Below are 15,799 nucleotides of genomic sequence, written 5' to 3' on the forward strand. Positions count from 1 at the left end.
AAGATGAAAATGATAACTTTTCAGATTTTTACGATGGTTTGCAGGGTGTAATTCTAGTTTTGTGTGCGTTGGTTTGTTAAAATTCTGCTAAATTATCGCGGGCAGATACGTCCAGATAAGGGAGATACAATGAAGCAGGCATTTCGAGTAGCGTTCGGCCTTTTGATGATGTGGGCATCTGTGGTTCATGCAGAAGTTCGCATTGAAATTACCCAAGGGGTAGATACAGCTCGTCCGATTGGCGTTGTGCCATTCAAATGGGCTGGCCCGGGTACACCACCTGAAGATGTGGGTGGTATCGTTGCTGCTGACTTACGTAACAGTGGCAAATTCAATCCTATTGATGCATCACGTATGCCTCAGCAGCCAACCTCCGCCGCAGAAGTGACCCCTGCAGCCTGGACCGCGCTGGGTATTGATGCTGTTGTTATCGGTCAGGTTCAGCCTGCAGCCGATGGCAGCTATGTGGTGTCTTACCAACTGGTGGATACCTCTGGCGCACCAGGTACCGTGCTGGCGCAAAACCAGTACAAAGTGACCAAACAATGGTTGCGTTATTCCGCCCATACCGCCAGCGATGAAGTGTTTGAAAAGCTGACCGGTATTAAAGGCGCATTCCGTACCCGTATCGCTTATATCGTGCAGACTAACGGCGGGAAATTCCCGTATGAACTGCGTGTAGCGGATTACGATGGATACAATCAGTTTGTCGTTCACCGTTCACCTGAGCCTCTGATGTCTCCGGCCTGGTCTCCGGACGGCAGCAAACTGGCTTACGTCACCTTTGAGAGCGGTCGTTCAGCATTGGTGGTTCAGACGCTGGCAAACGGTGCAATCAAGCAGATTGCTTCATTCCCTCGTCACAACGGTGCACCTGCTTTCTCTCCGGATGGCAGCAAACTGGCTTTCGCACTGTCTAAAGACGGTAGCCTGAACCTGTATGTGATGAATCTGTCTTCTGGCCAGATTAGTCAGGTGACTAACGGACGTAGCAACAATACGGAACCAACCTGGTTCCCGGACAGCCAGAATCTGGCATTCACGTCGGATCAGGGCGGTCGTCCGCAGGTTTATAAAGTCAACATTAATGGCGGTGCGCCTCAGCGTCTGACCTGGGAAGGCTCGCAGAATCAGGACTCTGATGTAAGTACAGATGGCAAGTTCCTGGTTATGGTGAGCAGCGCCAGCGGTACACAGCACATCGCTAAACTAGATCTGGCAACGGGAGCCGTTCAAACATTGACGGACACGTTCCTGGATGAAACGCCTAGCCTCGCACCAAATGGCACCATGGTAATTTACAGTTCCTCTCAAGGACTGGGTTCCGTATTGCAGTTGGTATCGACTGATGGGCGCTTCAAAGCGCGTCTTCCGGCAACTGATGGACAGGTCAAATTTCCTGCCTGGTCGCCGTATCTGTAATGCATAGAAAAACTATGTATGGCAAAAAATTATAAAAGGATCGAATAGATGCAACTGAATAAAGTGCTGAAAGGGCTGATGCTGGCGTTGCCTGTACTGGCAGTAGCTGCTTGTAGTTCTCACAAGAACGCAGACAACGACCAATCCAACGGTATGGGTCTGAACTCTGGCGCAGGCACTGAAAACGCAAACATGTCTTCAGAAGAGCAAGCTCGTCTGCAGATGCAAGAACTGCAGAAAAACAACATCGTTTACTTTGGCCTGGACAAATACGATGTGTCTTCTGAATTCGCTCAGATGTTGGACGCGCACGCTGCTTTCCTGCGTAGCAACCCGTCTTACAAAGTGACTGTAGAAGGTCATGCTGACGAACGTGGTACTCCAGAGTACAACATCGCCCTGGGCGAACGTCGTGCTACTGCTGTTAAAATGTACCTGCAAGGCAAAGGCGTTTCTGCTGACCAAATCTCTATCGTTTCTTACGGTAAAGAAAAACCAGCTGTACTGGGCCATGACGAAGCGGCATACGCTAAAAACCGTCGTGCCGTACTGGTATACTAAGAGAGTAGTATGAGCAGTAACTTCAGAACTCACTTGTTGAGTCTGTCGTTACTGGTTGGCGTAGCGGTCCCATGGGCCGCTACTGCCCAAGCGCCAATCAGTAATGTCGGCTCAGGCTCGATTGAAGATCGGGTCACCTCTCTGGAGCGTATTTCTAACGCTCACAGCCAGCTATTAACTCAACTCCAGCAACAACTTTCTGATACCCAACGTGATATGGATACTCTTCGTGGTCAAATCCAGGAGAACCAATATCAGTTGAGTCAGCTTGGTGATCGCCAGAAGCAGATTTTTAATCAACTGGACAGCTTAAGCCAGAGTTCTGCCGGAGCCGCCAGCACGGGTGCTGCAGCAGCCACAGGTGACGCTTCCGGTTCTGCTGCCACAACGCCTGATGCGGGTGCTGCACAAGCCCCGGCAAGCACCGGTGACGTGAACAGTGACTACAATGCTGCAGTTTCACTGGCGCTGGAAAAGAAACAGTATGATGAAGCCATTGCGGCTTTTCAGAGTTTCGTAAAAAAATATCCTGATTCAACTTATCAGCCTAATGCCAATTACTGGCTGGGACAGTTGTATTACAACAAGGGTAAAAAAGACGATGCTGCCTATTATTTTGCGGTTGTGGTCAAAAACTACCCTAAGTCTCCAAAAAGTTCTGACGCAATGTTCAAGGTTGGGGTGATCATGCAGGAGAAAGGGCAGGCTGATAAAGCCAAAGCCGTCTTCGCACAGGTCGTGAAACAGTACCCAAATACCGATGCGGCAAAACAAGCTCAAAAACGTTTATCTGCAAAATAGTTCCTCGTTCAGGTCCGGAAAATGTACATATCGTGCATTTTCTGGGCTTGAGTGTGTGAAACGCCATCAGTTAGCACTCTTTCTGAAAATTAAAGTTGCACTGAAAAGTTAAATAAGTAATATATGCCGCCGTTGCCCAGACAACTCCAAACGGCTAACGCTGTCAGAGATTTAGGCAATATGCAGCAGGTTTAGATGGGCCGTTAGCTCAGTTGGTAGAGCAGTTGACTTTTAATCAATTGGTCGCTGGTTCGAATCCAGCACGGCCCACCACTTTTAAAGTGGAAAATGCAGTGAAGCAGTGCAGGATGAGAACCATAGGTTCGAGCCGAGCGAAGCGAGACGACAACGCGCAAGCGTTGCCCGCAGGCGAGGTGAAACCGAGTCAATCCAGCACGGCCACCAATCTAAATCAGCATTGCATGTGGCTTGCACACCAACTGCAAGACACGCTGGCAATAAGCAGTATTCAGGAAGGGCCGTTAGCTCAGTTGGTAGAGCAGTTGACTTTTAATCAATTGGTCGCTGGTTCGAATCCAGCACGGCCCACCACTCTTTAGAGTGTAATGTCCTGAATAATTTTAGAAGCCGACAGTAAAAGCAGTACGCAGCATTTAGATGGGCCGTTAGCTCAGTTGGTAGAGCAGTTGACTTTTAATCAATTGGTCGCTGGTTCGAATCCAGCACGGCCCACCACTTTTAAAGTGGAAAATGCAGTGAAGCAGTGCAGGATGAGAACCATAGGTTCGAGCCGAGCGAAGCGAGACGACAACGCGCAAGCGTTGCCCGCAGGGCGAGGTGAAACCGAGTCAATCCAGCACGGCCCACCACTTTCAAAGTGGAAAATGTAGTGAAGCAGTGCAGGATGAGAACCACAAGTTCGAGCCGAGCGAAGCGAGACGACAACGCGCAAGCGTTGCCCGCAGGGCGAGGTGAAATCGAGTCAATCCAGCACGGCCCACCACTGTTAAAGTGGAAATGCAGTGAAGCCATCTAAATTGCAGAATTCAGAGAAAAGCGCCTTTTGGCGCTTTTTTCGCATGTGAGTCCCAAAAGACCTCATTTTTTCTTAAGTCTTCGCTTTTTGTTCCCCCGTTGCGTGTCTCATTCGAGACTCTTTTAAGTCCAGTAAACATTTTAAGCCCTGCGTCTATTATTTGGACGACTTTCCCTGCTTTTTGCGGTATTTTGTTTAGCATACAAAACTAAGGATTCCCGGGTGGGATCTGTTGTGGCTTATGGCTATCCAGGCAAGTTGCCTGACTGAATGAGATAACGAGTATGAGCGAAACATTGGATCTGAATGCGACGGTTTATCCTTTCCCTCCGAAACCCGCGGTGCTGACTGCAGATGAAAAGACCTTCTATAAAGAGAAGATCAGAAAACTGCTGAAGGAACGTGATGCCGTGATGGTGGCGCATTATTACACCGATCCTGAAATTCAGGCGCTCGCTGAAGAAACCGGTGGTATTGTCGCGGATTCTTTAGAGATGGCGCGTTTTGGCAGCCAGCATCCTGCTTCGACCCTGCTTGTCGCGGGTGTGCGCTTCATGGGAGAAACGGCCAAAATCCTCAGCCCGGAAAAAACCGTGCTGATGCCAACCCTCAACGCTGAATGTTCTTTGGATCTGGGCTGCCCGGAGCAAGCTTTCTCAGATTTTTGCGACCAGCACCCCGACCGCACCGTTGTGGTCTACGCTAATACCTCAGCAGCAGTAAAAGCCAGAGCCGACTGGGTCGTGACCTCAAGCATTGCGGTTGAGCTGATTGAACATCTCGATAGTCTGGGTGAAAAAATAATCTGGGCACCTGACCGGCACCTCGGAAATTACGTCCGTAAGCAGACGGGGGCAGACGTCTTGTGCTGGCAGGGCGCCTGTATCGTCCATGACGAGTTTAAAACACAGGCCCTGACCCGAATGAAAGGCTTGTATCCGAACGCCGCTGTTCTGGTGCATCCGGAGTCTCCTCAGGCGATCGTTGATATGGCTGATGCGGTCGGTTCTACCAGTCAGCTTATTCAGGCGGCAAAAACGTTGCCTCAGAAGCAACTGATCGTCGCCACTGACCGTGGTATTTTTTACAAAATGCAGCAGGCGTGCCCGGACAAAGAATTGTTTGAAGCGCCGACGGCGGGTGAGGGCGCAAGTTGCCGTACCTGCGCACATTGTCCGTGGATGGCGATGAATGGCCTTAAAGCCATTGCTGAAGGTCTGGAACACGGCGGCACGGAACATGCTATCGAGGTTGACGAAGCGCTGCGTGTGAAATCACTGATCCCCCTGAATCGCATGCTGGATTTTGCTGCCCAACTTAGATTACGGACGCAGGCTAAAGCGCTGTAAGCATTTTTTGTGACTGATAATGTCTTGTGACTGACAATAAAAGGAAAAGGATGTGATGATGGATTTTTTCAGTACCAGCAATATTCTGGTTCATATACCGCTTGGAAAGGGCGGATATGACCTGTCGTGGATTGAAGCTGTAGGCACCCTTTTTGGATTGCTCTGCATCTGGTACGCCAGCAAAGAAAAGCTGATCAACTATCCGTTCGGTCTGATCAACGTCACATTGTTTGCGATCATCTTTTTCCAGATCCAGCTTTACGCCAGCCTGCTGCTGCAGATTTTCTTCTTTGCCGCGAATATCTACGGCTGGTATGCCTGGAGTCGTCAGACAGCCGATCAGGAAGCTGAGTTGCAGATCCGCTGGTTGCCGCGTGGCAAAGCGCTGATATGGGGCGTAGTGTGCGTCGCAGGCATTCTGCTGATGACCTTCAACATTGACCGCGTTTTTGCCACCCTGACGCTAGTGGCGGTGAATCTGATGCAGGCGCTGGGGCTGAATGTGCAGATGCCTGAACTGCAACCTGATGCCTTCCCGTTCTGGGATTCGTCAATGATGGTGTTGTCGATTGTGGCAATGCTGCTGATGACCCGAAAATATGTCGAGAACTGGCTGCTGTGGGTCATCATTGATGTCATCAGCGTCGCGATTTTCGCTTATCAGGGCGTTTATGCGATGGCGCTTGAATACGTGCTGCTGACGCTGATTGCACTGAACGGTTCGTGGCTGTGGATCAAAAGTGCAAAGCAAAACGGTTCTCAGCCTTTGCAACCGGCCTGATTTTGCGACCATAAAAAACGCCTCCATAACGGAGGCGTTTTGCTTTCTCGTTCTGACCTGAGGAATCAGTGGTGATGATGTGCATGGCTATGACCATGATGATCGTGCCCGGCGCGGGTCACCGGAATTTCATTCATCTCACAATCCGGTGCTTCACACTGGCCATATTCCATCTGTATCGTGGCATGGCCGATGCGGCATTTTTCCAGTAAATGGTGCTGAATGCGGTAAAGCAGCGCGTCGTGATCGTGCGGTGGAACAACCTGCACGTGCACGGTCATCAGACGCTGTTCACCAATCTGCCAGACGTGAACGTGATGCACGTTGCGCACCTCCGGGATGCTCAGGGATAAATCCCGGCGCAGTTTATTGATATCGATCTCTTCCGGTGTGCCTTCCAGCAACTCATGGAAACTCTCCCGCAGCAACCGCCAGGCATTGTTTAACACCAGGCAGGAAACCAGCACTGATAAAATCGGGTCCACAGGTGTCCAGCCGGTATACATGATGATCAGCGCCGCAGCGACCGCCCCAATTGACCCCAGCAAATCACCCAGAACATGCAGCGCGGCGGCACGCACATTAATGTTGGCTTTTTCCTGGCCCTGATGCAGCAGCCAGAAGGCCAGAATATTGGCAAACAGGCCAGCGATGGCGATCACCAGCATAGTGGTGCCCATCACCGGCTGTGGATTAAAGAATCGCGCGATGGCTTCCCAGACAATCAGAACGACAATCACCAGCAGCGCAGCGGCATTGACGAAGGCCGCCATGGTCGTCAGGCGCAAATAGCCAAAAGTATGGCGGGTATTCGGCTTACGTTTAGCAAAGCGTACGGCAAGCAATGCGACAAGCAGCGCGGCGGCGTCAGTCAGCATGTGTCCTGCATCGGCCAGAAGCGCCAGAGAGCCGGAGACCAGCCCGCCAATCACTTCGGCCACCATGAAAATCACAGTAACGAGGAAAGCCAGCAACAAACGGCGACTGTTTTTGTCCTGTGGTAACAGGGAAGAAGACATAATTATATTCACAAAAATGATGAACCGAGACAATCACAATAGCGTAATCATAACGTGTTGCAAGAAGGGGAAGTTAAGGAAGAAGGAGGAAACAAAGTTCCTCCTGTGTGAACAACCGTGACGGGATTAGTTACCGGTTTCTTTCGACGGTGTTGTGCCCGGGGTCTGATTCGGACAACGGCCATCTTTGCACATGGTTTTCTTATGCTGTTTGTCTTTGCTCATGTGATGCGTAGTGGTATCCGTTTTGGTATTCACTTCATTCACAGGTTTACTGGTATTGTTGATCTGATCGTTGCTCACACTTTTTGGCGCAATTTTCTGAATTGAACCCGGCGAGCCGGACTGATTTGCCTGGCCATTGTTATCGCTGGCTGAGGATTCGCCGGCAGCATAAGCAGCGCCGGTGGTCAGAGCCATGGTTGCGGTCAGTAACATGATTGCGAGCTTTTTCATAATGTTCATCTCCATTGTTTCGTTAAAGGTCCATGGTCGTTTTTCATGTGCCTGATAAAAGCCTAGCTAAATAAATTATGTCCTAAATCAAAATGAGACGAATCGTAAGTGTAAAAGCAGGTTTACACTGACATTCAATACGGCTAGATTGAACGCGGTCAGCGTTTCGCTTTGTCTCTTATGAACACCCGAATGGAACAGTTATGAATTATCAAAACGACGATTTACGCATTAAAGAAATCAAAGAACTTTTACCTCCGGTTGCCCTGCTCGAAAAATTTCCCGCCACTGACAAAGCGGCAAAAACAGTTTCTCAGGCTCGCAATGCCATTCATAAGATACTGAAAGGAAACGATGATCGCCTTCTTGTCGTCATCGGGCCGTGCTCCATTAACGATCCGAAAGCCGCGAAAGAATACGCTGCCCGTTTGCTGAAAATGCGTGAAGAGCTGCAAGGTGAGCTGGAAGTGGTGATGCGTGTTTATTTTGAAAAACCGCGCACTACGGTAGGCTGGAAAGGGCTCATTAATGATCCGCACATGAATAACAGCTACCAGATTAACGACGGTTTGCGCATTGCCCGCAAACTGTTACTGGATATTAATGACAGCGGTCTGCCAGCGGCGGGCGAGTTCCTGGACATGATTACGCCACAATATCTGGCGGATTTAATGAGCTGGGGCGCCATCGGCGCACGTACCACGGAATCTCAGGTACACCGTGAGTTGTCCTCCGGCTTATCTTGCCCGGTTGGTTTCAAAAACGGCACCGACGGTACCATTAAAGTGGCGATCGACGCCATCAACGCGGCTGGCGCGCCGCATTGCTTCCTGTCTGTCACCAAATGGGGTCACTCCGCTATCGTGAACACCAGCGGGAACAACGACTGCCATATTATTCTGCGCGGCGGCAAAAAGCCAAACTACAGTGCTCAGGATGTGCAGGAAGTGAAAGAAGGCCTGAAAAAAGGCGGACTGCCAGCCCGTATTATGATCGATTTCAGCCACGCCAACAGCAGTAAGCAATTCAAAAAGCAGATGGAAGTGTGTGAAGACGTTTGTGGTCAGATTGCGGGTGGCGAACAGGCGGTGATGGGCGTGATGGTCGAAAGTCATCTGGTCGAAGGGAATCAGAGCCTCGACAGCGGCGAGCCACTGGTTTACGGCCAGAGCGTGACCGATGCCTGCATCGGCTGGGAAGATACCGAAGTGCTGCTGCGTAATCTCGCGAACGCCGTTAAAGCGCGTCGCGGATAATTCTTTAACGCCAGCATATCTTTCTGAGCCCCGCTTTTGCGGGGCTTTTTATTACCTGAATATGTTCAGAGCGTGCATTTCATATCCATACAACGCAAATCGGCATTCGCCATCACAATGTCTGCGCCATAGGTATTTTTACATCCGTGGCGGATAGCCTGATTTCTGATTTCCCAGAGTATTTCCGCTTCATCGGGGCAGGCGAGTCTGACGGGCATTGTTATCTCCTTTTTGATGGCGTTCAGAAATAACTTACATGAATTCATCGCTCAATGTGTTGAATATGAAGTTTATTTTTTCACCACGAGGTGTAACATTATCTTTTGCTAACAATAAAAACTGACAGGGATGAGAGATGAACGCAGTACAGATAAGAACAATAGAAATCCGAAAAATCACCGCCGGGACTGTCTATAAATTGGTGTCTGTCGGCATGCTGTTTGCAGCCTTACCTGTGGGTTTGCTGATGGGAGTTATGGGGGCTTTTGGGTATGACGTGATTTTACTTAATGGCGAATACGTCTATGGCATTACAGCGTTTATCACCGCGCCGGTCCTTGCCTGCTTAATGTCACAAGTGTTCACGCTATTCTTTGGAACATTTATTTGCCTGGGATTGTGGATTTACTCACGTATTAAACGGATGAATATCAGGATAGTAGAAGATTCAAATACCTGATAAAGCAAGAGCAGGATGATGACAGAAGACGAACTGGATAAAGCCATTCACAAAGCTAATGAAAGGGAACGTTATCTCTGGCGGTACGCTCGCTGGTTTATCAAAATCTTGTGGTTTGGCTTGTTTATGGCTTTCCTTGCGCAATTAATACAACGTTATTTTCAGTGCTAACGTGTTTCTGATTTTGCCTGATGAGAAAGTCAAAGCCCCGGTTAATTATCGGGGCTTATTGTTTTATGCATTACTGAAAACGTAGCCGCGGAGTTACTTCTTCAGCCCTACGCCCAGCCGTCCGTTAGCGTTGAGATCTCGTTCAAGGAATCGGCCTGTCCAGTTTGCTTCATAGTTTTCGCGGGGGAAATCCGCTGGTGAAGCGCCTGTCTTCAGCGCTTCGTGTACCTTACGGGCATAAGCGACATTCTTTTCGCACAGCGGCGCGGCTGGAATGTACATCACATTTCCCCATCCTTGCTGATCTTCAACCGGCGCGACGGAATGAATGACGTCACAATGCCACCATACCGAGTCGCCCGCCTGAAGTTCCGGAATACTGCACAGGCCTTTAATCAGATGCGGATGCCATTTTTCTGAAACAGGTAAAACGCGGCCAGGCGCAACGCCACAGAGTTCATCTTCCGGCACATCATCAAGCAGCGGGCGCAGCAGCACATACGCCATCGCCTCAGGCACCGGAACGACGTGCAGCAAGCCCTGTCCGGTTTGCATATCAGATAGCGCAGTCCAGCCCTGGAATGTCCGGAACGCTGAGCATTTCGTCGTGTTTTCCACATCGTATTCATTGACGTCGGGTCTGAAAGCCGCATCCCATGGATCGTATTCCTCAAAACGGTTGGTGAAAATCTTGCGGAAGACTTTCTGATACGCCGGTAACAGCCAGCGTTCTAACGCGCCGGAATCGGTATGCGCGCCCAGCCCCTTAGAAGTGGTGCCCGGAAGACGCCTGCGGATCCTGTCCGGATAGATAATATTTACGTCAGGATTAAACCATGCGCCCTGATGGTCCCCGAACTTCCAGAGACGGTTTAAAAATGACTGAACCGTGCCGATTTCCTGGCTCTGTCTGGCTTCCATTTGCGCGTGAGACCAGTAGATCGGATAAATTTCAGGCCGGGAAGCTTCCAGCGATCCGAAGAAGTTATCACCCGGCCCGCGGTAGACCTCATCGAAATGGTTGGCATCGAGGTAATGCAGCATGGATTTATCCATCGCCAGCGCGTCATCGCGGTCAAATGTCTGACGGACCACCAGACAGCCGCGGCGTTTCACCTGAGCAATTTGCGCATCAGAAACCCGGCCTTCCGCCAGCGCTGCCCAGCTGATTTGTGGCCATGCAGTCCCGTTCGCTGCCTCCTCCGCCCGTGCTGCGGCGATCTCCGTTTCAATTTTTTCGCATACCTGACGGAAGAGTCCTTCAACATCGCCAATCTGTGCGCGGAGTTGTTTTTTCATCTCGATAATATTCTTTTTATAATCAACAGGTAATGTCGTTGACGTAAATCTGTTATCCATAAAACCTCCGGCAGGTTGCTGAAATAATTATTTCGTACGAATATTAAATTACTTTCATTCGAAAGTTTAAATGAATGTAGCAAAACTGTTATCTGAAAAGCCGGCGTTGGATCACGATTTTCACAACAGGGAGGATTTACCGGAAATCCGGATAAGGGCGGGGGAGTGTCGGATTCAGAAAACAAAAAAGGCACGCGTGTGCGTGCCTTTGCCAATCTTCCTGCTTAACGCAGAAGAAAACGTGAAATTACTTCGCTTTACCCTGGTTTGCTACGGCCGCTGCTTTCGCTGCGATTTCGTCGGCATTACCCAGATAGTAACGTTTGATTGGTTTGTAGTTTTCGTCAAACTCGTAAACCAGTGGAACACCGGTAGGGATGTTCAGTTCCAGAATTTCTTCTTCGCTCAGGTCGTCGAGATATTTAACCAGTGCGCGCAGGGAATTACCGTGTGCCGCGATGATGACGCGCTCGCCGCTGGCGATGCGTGGTTTGATCACTTCAGTCCAGTAAGGGATGACGCGTTCGATGGTCAGCGCCAGGCTTTCTGTCGTTGGCAGTTCTGCCGCAGTCAGTTTAGCGTAACGTGGGTCGTGGCCAGGGAAACGTTCGTCAGCGCGATCCAGTTCTGGTGGCGTCACAGCAAAACCACGACGCCATTGTTTAACTTGCTCGTCACCGTATTTCTGTGCAGTTTCTGCTTTATCCAGACCCTGCAACGCACCGTAATGACGTTCGTTCAGTTTCCAGGATTTCTCAACTGGCAGCCATGGCTGGTTCAGTTCGTCCAAAACGCTCCACAGTGTGTGGATGGCACGTTTCAGCACAGAGGTGTATGCAAAATCGAATTGGAAGCCTTCGTCTTTCAGCAGCTGACCAGCAGCTTTTGCTTCGGTGCGGCCCTTATCGGACAGTTCAACATCATGCCAACCGGTAAAGCGGTTTTCTTTATTCCACTCACTCTCACCGTGTCTTACCAGCACCAGCTTGGTTACAGCCATAGCTAAACTCCTCAGTTAACTCAATTTTCAATGATAACAGTTATCATTATAGGGTCTGGGCATCCCACTCAGCAATCTGAAACTTCCTCAGGAAATCTTTGCGGGACGCTGTTTGTATTAAACATAACGAATTTGCTGCGACGATGTAAAACAAAACGCGCAGAAGGTCACCCTGACAGCGCGTTTTGTACAAGCAGGTCAGCGTGATCAGCTGGCTTTTTTCAGGCAGGTACTCATGAAGGATTTACGCGCATCGCCTTTCAGATTTTGCTTCGCGGCATCGGCATTACAGGTTTTCATTTTCATCTGCTGAGGATTCATTTTATCGTCAGTTTTAGCCTCTGCTTTCAGACAATTGCTCATGAATTTTTTACGTTCATCCCCTTTCAGGGACTGCGTAGTGGCCTGCTGATTACAATCGGTCATTTTTTGGCGTTGCTCAGTCTGAGCAGGAGAAGGGACTTTCACCGGGTCCGCCGCCAGAGCGGAACCCGCCGCGCACAGCGTTGCCAGCAGGGATAGCACAACAGGTAAACGCATATCAAAACTCCTTAATAAACGTCCTTTTATGCAGGACACCCTCTGAGTTTAGATGTTTAGCTGAGAAAGTGCGGAAGCAGATGCGCAGTCAGTCACAAATTCGAAGAAGTTTGGGAAAAGGACAGAGCCTGGAAGCCCTGTCCTGAACGAATTACAACGCGAAGAACTGATACGTCGTCGAGGACTTATAAGTCTGACCCGGTTTGACCCAGCAGCTCGGTTGCGGCCAGGTGGCGTGATTCGGGCTGTCCGGCAGAAATTCGCTTTCCAGTGCGACACCGCTGTAACTGGCGTATTCACCGCCGCTGCGGTTCGGTGTTCCGCCCAGGAAATTACCGCTGTAGAGTTGCACGGCGGGCGCAGACGTAAACATTGTCATTTTGACTTTGCCGTCGGCAGACCACAAATGCGCTGCCGGATTGCTGCCGCTGTTGCAGGTGCGGTTGAGCAGATAGGCGTGGTCATAGCCTTTCACGCGTTGCTGGTCGCGGTCGGTGAGGAAATCTTTCGCCAGCGTTTTGGCTGCGTTGAAATTCATGCCGGTGTTTTCAACCGGGGTCGGATCCGCACAGGGAATGCCATCGCTGTCGACCGGCAGGAAACGGTCCGCAAACAGTTGCAGCTTGTGCTGGCGCGCATCGGTGCCTTCGCCGTCGAGATTGAAATAGGCATGATTGGTCAGATTGACCGGGCACAGCTTATCAACCGTCGCTTCGTAACGGATTTCCAGACGGTTATCGTCAGTCAGCTGGTAATGCACTTTCGCCGTCATGTTGCCCGGATAACCCTGATCGCCGTCGGCCGAAAATAGCTGGAACGTCAGCTTCTGCGCGGTCTGTTCGAGAATAGTCCAGCGACGCGCATGGAAACCTTCCGGCCCGCCGTGAAGCTGATGCACGCCCTGATTGGCGACCACCAGATGCGGTTTGCCGTCGATATCAAACTGCGAGCGGGCGATACGGTTGGCGTAACGTCCGACGGTCGCGCCCAGATACGCGCTCTGGTTCATGTATTCCTGCGGCGACTGGCAGCCCAGCAGCAGTTCACGCGTGGAGCCATCCGTCAGCGGCAGGGTAAAGGATAACCAGGTCGCGCCCCAGTCCATGAATGTGGCGGTGGCACCTGCCGCATTCTGTAGCGTAACCTGTTCAAACGGCTGGCCATCGGGCGCCAGCTGCGTGTTTTCAGGTTTTAACATACGCCTGCTCCTTGGGAAGCTGTGCAAACGTAGAAGGTTTCTTTCAGACCGCTGTGCGCGTGATATTGCTGTTCAACGGCATGACGGACTTTCTCCACCATGTCTTCCGGCACCAGCGCCACGATGCAACCGCCAAAGCCGCCGCCGGTCATGCGCACGCCGCCTTTATCGCCAATCACTTCTTTAACGATTTCCACCAGCTTATCGATTTGCGGCACGGTGATTTCAAAATCATCACGCATTGAGGCGTGAGATTCTGCCATCAGCTCGCCCATACGTTTCAGGTCGCCACTGGCCAGCGCATCAGCTGCTGCCAGCGTACGGTCATTTTCTGTGATGACGTGACGTGCACGGCGGGCAACGACCGGATCCAGCTCATCCTGAATGGAGAAGAACAGGGCAGGGTCAACGTCACGCAGCGCTTTTACGCCAAAGAAGCGTGCCGCCACTTCGCACTGTTCGCGACGGGCATTGTATTCGCTGTCCACCAGACCGCGTTTCACGTTGGAGTTGATAATGACCACCGCGGCGTTTTTCGGCATGGACACTGCACGGGTTTCCAGCGAGCGACAGTCGATCAGCAGTGAATGATTTTCTTTGCCCAGCGCAGAAATAAGCTGATCCATAATGCCGCAGTTACAGCCGACAAACTGGTTCTCCGCTTCCTGACCGTTCAGTGCCAGCGCAACGCCGTCCAGCGGCAGATCGTACAATGATTTCAGCGCCTGACCGACCGCCACTTCCAGCGATGCGGATGAACTCAGGCCTGCACCCTGTGGCACATTGCCGCTGATCACCATGTCCGCGCCGGAGAAATCTTTGTTACGCAGCATCAGATGCTTCACCACGCCACGCACGTAGTTGGCCCACGGGTGCGCATCGCTGTGCAAAATAGGCTCGTCGAGCGAGAAGCTGTCTTCGTCGTTATCGAAATCGGCGGCGATCACGCGGATGGTGCGGTCATTACGCTGTGCACAGGCAATCACTGTTTCATAATCGATGGCGCATGGCAGCACGAAACCGTCGTTGTAATCGGTATGTTCGCCGATCAGATTTACGCGGCCCGGTGCTTTGATGGTAATGGTGGCAGGGTAGCCGAATTTATCGGCAAAGATTTCCAGGGTTTTGGTCTTCAGTTTCATTATTTTTCTCCGGCCTCACGATAATGGACATCACTCACCGCCCGCAGACGCTCGGCGGCTTGTTCCGCTGTCAGGTCGCGTTGGGTCTCAGCCAGCATTTCGTAGCCGACCATAAATTTGCGCACCGTGGCTGAACGTAGCAACGGCGGATAGAAATGTGCGTGCAACTGCCAGTGTTCGTTGTCGTCTTCGGTAAATGGCGCGCCATGCCAGCCCATCGAATACGGGAAAGAGCACTGGAACAGGTTGTCATAACGGCTGGTCAGCTTTTTCAGCGCCAGCGCCAGATCACCGCGTTGTGCATCGCTCAGTTCGGTAATGCGTTTGACGTGAACTTTCGGCAACAGCAAGGTTTCGAACGGCCACGCTGCCCAGTAAGGCACCACCGCCAGCCAGTGTTCGGTTTCGACCACCGTACGGCTGCCATCGGCCAGTTCGCGCTGCACGTAATCCAGCAGCATCGGCGAACCTTGCTGTTCAAGATAGGTGCGTTGCAGGCGATCTTCGCGTTCGGCTTCGTTAGGCAGGAAGCTGTTGGCCCAGATCTGACCGTGCGGATGCGGGTTGGAGCATCCCATCGCCGCGCCTTTGTTCTCGAAAACCTGCACCCATGGATAGGTTTTTGCCAGATCCGCGCTTTGCTCCTGCCAGGTTCTGACGATCTCCGTCAGGGCTTCAACCGACAGTTGTGGCAGCGTTTTGCTGTGATCCGGCGAGAAACAGATCACCCGGCTGGTGCCGCGTGCGCTCTGAACGCGCATCAGCGGATCGTCGCTTTCCGGCGCAAAAGGGGTATCCGGCATCAGCGCGGCATAATCATTGGTAAACACAAACGTGCCGGTGTATTTCGGATTCACATCGCCAGTCACACGGGTGTTGCCCGGACACAGGAAACAGTCCGGGTCATGCGCAGGCAGCGTTTCCTGCGAAACGGCTTCCTGCTGGCCTTGCCACGGACGTTTTGCGCGGTGCGGGCTGACTAACACCCACTGATCGGTCAGCGGGTTGTAGCGGCGATGCGGGTGATCAATCGGGTTAAACGTGGTCATAAACTTTCCTTAGTGCACC

At 51.4% G+C, this 15,799-nt stretch carries 15 protein-coding genes, 3 tRNA genes, 3 other RNA genes and 1 pseudogene; 13 read left to right on the forward strand and 9 right to left on the reverse strand.

What is annotated here, in order from left to right:
- Positions 1-129 precede the first annotated feature (129 nt).
- The 11 genes from tolB (at position 130) to pnuC (ending at position 5,911) form a co-directional block, all read left to right on the forward strand.
- Entirely contained in the window at positions 130-1,422 is a 1,293-nt protein-coding gene (tolB, locus tag DXU84_RS01585) for a Tol-Pal system beta propeller repeat protein TolB (RefSeq protein ID WP_013576427.1), read from the forward strand.
- A gap of 48 nt (positions 1,423-1,470) precedes the next feature.
- Entirely contained in the window at positions 1,471-1,983 is a 513-nt protein-coding gene (pal, locus tag DXU84_RS01590) for a peptidoglycan-associated lipoprotein Pal (RefSeq protein WP_013576426.1), read from the forward strand.
- Positions 1,984-1,992: 9 nt separating this feature from the next.
- Positions 1,993-2,784, forward strand: coding sequence for a cell division protein CpoB (gene cpoB, locus DXU84_RS01595; RefSeq protein WP_013576425.1), 792 nt, complete (start codon positions 1,993-1,995; stop codon positions 2,782-2,784).
- A gap of 197 nt (positions 2,785-2,981) precedes the next feature.
- Positions 2,982-3,057 (forward strand) — tRNA-Lys (locus tag DXU84_RS01600).
- Positions 3,058-3,071: 14 nt separating this feature from the next.
- A non-coding RNA gene (locus DXU84_RS01605) (RtT sRNA) lies at positions 3,072-3,190 on the forward strand.
- Positions 3,191-3,260: 70 nt separating this feature from the next.
- Positions 3,261-3,336 (forward strand) — tRNA-Lys (locus DXU84_RS01610).
- 68 nt (positions 3,337-3,404) lie between these two features.
- Positions 3,405-3,480, forward strand: a tRNA-Lys gene (locus tag DXU84_RS01615).
- 14 nt (positions 3,481-3,494) lie between these two features.
- A non-coding RNA gene (locus DXU84_RS01620) (RtT sRNA) lies at positions 3,495-3,614 on the forward strand.
- Between the two features lie 14 nt (positions 3,615-3,628).
- A non-coding RNA gene (locus DXU84_RS01625) (RtT sRNA) lies at positions 3,629-3,748 on the forward strand.
- 317 nt (positions 3,749-4,065) lie between these two features.
- Positions 4,066-5,130: a quinolinate synthase NadA gene (gene nadA, locus DXU84_RS01630; RefSeq protein ID WP_112198513.1), complete on the forward strand. Its 1,065-nt coding sequence runs from the start codon at positions 4,066-4,068 to the stop codon at positions 5,128-5,130.
- A 58-nt stretch (positions 5,131-5,188) separates the two neighbouring features.
- The gene (pnuC, locus tag DXU84_RS01635; protein WP_015690252.1) at positions 5,189-5,911 is read left to right on the forward strand and encodes a nicotinamide riboside transporter PnuC; all 723 of its coding nucleotides are present in this window, start codon (positions 5,189-5,191) and stop codon (positions 5,909-5,911) included.
- 65 nt (positions 5,912-5,976) lie between these two features.
- On the opposite strand, the gene zitB is transcribed toward pnuC, so the two are convergent.
- Positions 5,977-6,930: a CDF family zinc transporter ZitB gene (gene zitB, locus DXU84_RS01640; protein WP_015690251.1), complete on the reverse strand. Its 954-nt coding sequence runs from the start codon at positions 6,928-6,930 to the stop codon at positions 5,977-5,979.
- A gap of 126 nt (positions 6,931-7,056) precedes the next feature.
- Positions 7,057-7,386 (reverse strand): protein YbgS, encoded by a 330-nt coding sequence (locus DXU84_RS01645; protein ID WP_013576421.1) that lies wholly within the window; start codon positions 7,384-7,386, stop codon positions 7,057-7,059.
- Between the two features lie 203 nt (positions 7,387-7,589).
- On the opposite strand from DXU84_RS01645, the gene aroG reads away from it, so the two are divergent.
- A complete protein-coding gene (gene aroG, locus DXU84_RS01650; RefSeq protein WP_112151663.1) occupies positions 7,590-8,642 on the forward strand; it encodes a 3-deoxy-7-phosphoheptulonate synthase AroG in 1,053 nt (350 codons plus the stop codon).
- Between the two features lie 107 nt (positions 8,643-8,749).
- On the opposite strand, the pseudogene DXU84_RS01655 reads toward aroG, so the two are convergent.
- A pseudogene (locus tag DXU84_RS01655) lies at positions 8,750-8,860 on the reverse strand (GNAT family N-acetyltransferase); the annotation flags it as partial.
- Positions 8,861-8,997: 137 nt separating this feature from the next.
- Between DXU84_RS01655 and DXU84_RS01660 the strand changes: the two are divergent.
- The gene (locus DXU84_RS01660; protein WP_013576418.1) at positions 8,998-9,321 is read left to right on the forward strand and encodes a hypothetical protein; all 324 of its coding nucleotides are present in this window, start codon (positions 8,998-9,000) and stop codon (positions 9,319-9,321) included.
- 264 nt (positions 9,322-9,585) lie between these two features.
- Here the strand turns inward: DXU84_RS01660 and DXU84_RS01665 are convergent, their stop codons facing one another.
- From DXU84_RS01665 to galT, 6 genes are all read right to left on the reverse strand, one after another.
- Positions 9,586-10,851 (reverse strand): DUF1479 domain-containing protein, encoded by a 1,266-nt coding sequence (locus tag DXU84_RS01665; protein WP_153374634.1) that lies wholly within the window; start codon positions 10,849-10,851, stop codon positions 9,586-9,588.
- A gap of 247 nt (positions 10,852-11,098) precedes the next feature.
- A complete protein-coding gene (gpmA, locus tag DXU84_RS01670) occupies positions 11,099-11,851 on the reverse strand; it encodes a 2,3-diphosphoglycerate-dependent phosphoglycerate mutase (protein WP_013576415.1) in 753 nt (250 codons plus the stop codon).
- A 207-nt stretch (positions 11,852-12,058) separates the two neighbouring features.
- The gene (locus DXU84_RS01675) at positions 12,059-12,391 is read right to left on the reverse strand and encodes a PsiF family protein (RefSeq protein ID WP_037037122.1); all 333 of its coding nucleotides are present in this window, start codon (positions 12,389-12,391) and stop codon (positions 12,059-12,061) included.
- A 151-nt stretch (positions 12,392-12,542) separates the two neighbouring features.
- On the reverse strand, positions 12,543-13,589 hold the full coding sequence (gene galM, locus DXU84_RS01680) for a galactose-1-epimerase (protein WP_112198511.1): 1,047 nt from the start codon (positions 13,587-13,589) through the stop codon (positions 12,543-12,545).
- On the reverse strand, positions 13,583-14,731 hold the full coding sequence (gene galK, locus DXU84_RS01685; protein ID WP_153374636.1) for a galactokinase: 1,149 nt from the start codon (positions 14,729-14,731) through the stop codon (positions 13,583-13,585). The genes galM and galK overlap by 7 nt, the downstream gene beginning before the upstream one ends.
- Positions 14,731-15,780 (reverse strand): galactose-1-phosphate uridylyltransferase, encoded by a 1,050-nt coding sequence (galT, locus tag DXU84_RS01690; protein WP_013576411.1) that lies wholly within the window; start codon positions 15,778-15,780, stop codon positions 14,731-14,733. Before galT ends, galK begins: the two co-directional genes overlap by 1 nt.
- Positions 15,781-15,799: the final 19 nt, after the last annotated feature.

It is taken from the genome of Rahnella sp. RcJ3 (assembly GCF_009498575.1).
In the GTDB taxonomy this organism is placed as follows: Bacteria; Pseudomonadota; Gammaproteobacteria; order Enterobacterales; family Enterobacteriaceae; genus Rahnella; species Rahnella aceris.

Bases quoted from the DNA above. Each gene is read 5' to 3' on its own strand.
- galK (WP_153374636.1), bottom strand. From the start codon at position 14,731: ATGAAACTGAAGACCAAAACCCTGGAAATCTTTGCCGATAAATTCGGC.
- aroG (WP_112151663.1), top strand. From the start codon at position 7,590: ATGAATTATCAAAACGACGATTTACGCATTAAAGAAATCAAAGAACTT.
- DXU84_RS01675 (WP_037037122.1), bottom strand. From the start codon at position 12,391: ATGCGTTTACCTGTTGTGCTATCCCTGCTGGCAACGCTGTGCGCGGCG.
- galT (WP_013576411.1), bottom strand. From the start codon at position 15,780: ATGACCACGTTTAACCCGATTGATCACCCGCATCGCCGCTACAACCCG.
- pal (WP_013576426.1), top strand. From the start codon at position 1,471: ATGCAACTGAATAAAGTGCTGAAAGGGCTGATGCTGGCGTTGCCTGTA.
- cpoB (WP_013576425.1), top strand. From the start codon at position 1,993: ATGAGCAGTAACTTCAGAACTCACTTGTTGAGTCTGTCGTTACTGGTT.
- galM (WP_112198511.1), bottom strand. From the start codon at position 13,589: ATGTTAAAACCTGAAAACACGCAGCTGGCGCCCGATGGCCAGCCGTTT.
- nadA (WP_112198513.1), top strand. From the start codon at position 4,066: ATGAGCGAAACATTGGATCTGAATGCGACGGTTTATCCTTTCCCTCCG.
- DXU84_RS01665 (WP_153374634.1), bottom strand. From the start codon at position 10,851: ATGGATAACAGATTTACGTCAACGACATTACCTGTTGATTATAAAAAG.
- DXU84_RS01645 (WP_013576421.1), bottom strand. From the start codon at position 7,386: ATGAAAAAGCTCGCAATCATGTTACTGACCGCAACCATGGCTCTGACC.
- zitB (WP_015690251.1), bottom strand. From the start codon at position 6,930: ATGTCTTCTTCCCTGTTACCACAGGACAAAAACAGTCGCCGTTTGTTG.
- pnuC (WP_015690252.1), top strand. From the start codon at position 5,189: ATGGATTTTTTCAGTACCAGCAATATTCTGGTTCATATACCGCTTGGA.
- DXU84_RS01660 (WP_013576418.1), top strand. From the start codon at position 8,998: ATGAACGCAGTACAGATAAGAACAATAGAAATCCGAAAAATCACCGCC.
- tolB (WP_013576427.1), top strand. From the start codon at position 130: ATGAAGCAGGCATTTCGAGTAGCGTTCGGCCTTTTGATGATGTGGGCA.
- gpmA (WP_013576415.1), bottom strand. From the start codon at position 11,851: ATGGCTGTAACCAAGCTGGTGCTGGTAAGACACGGTGAGAGTGAGTGG.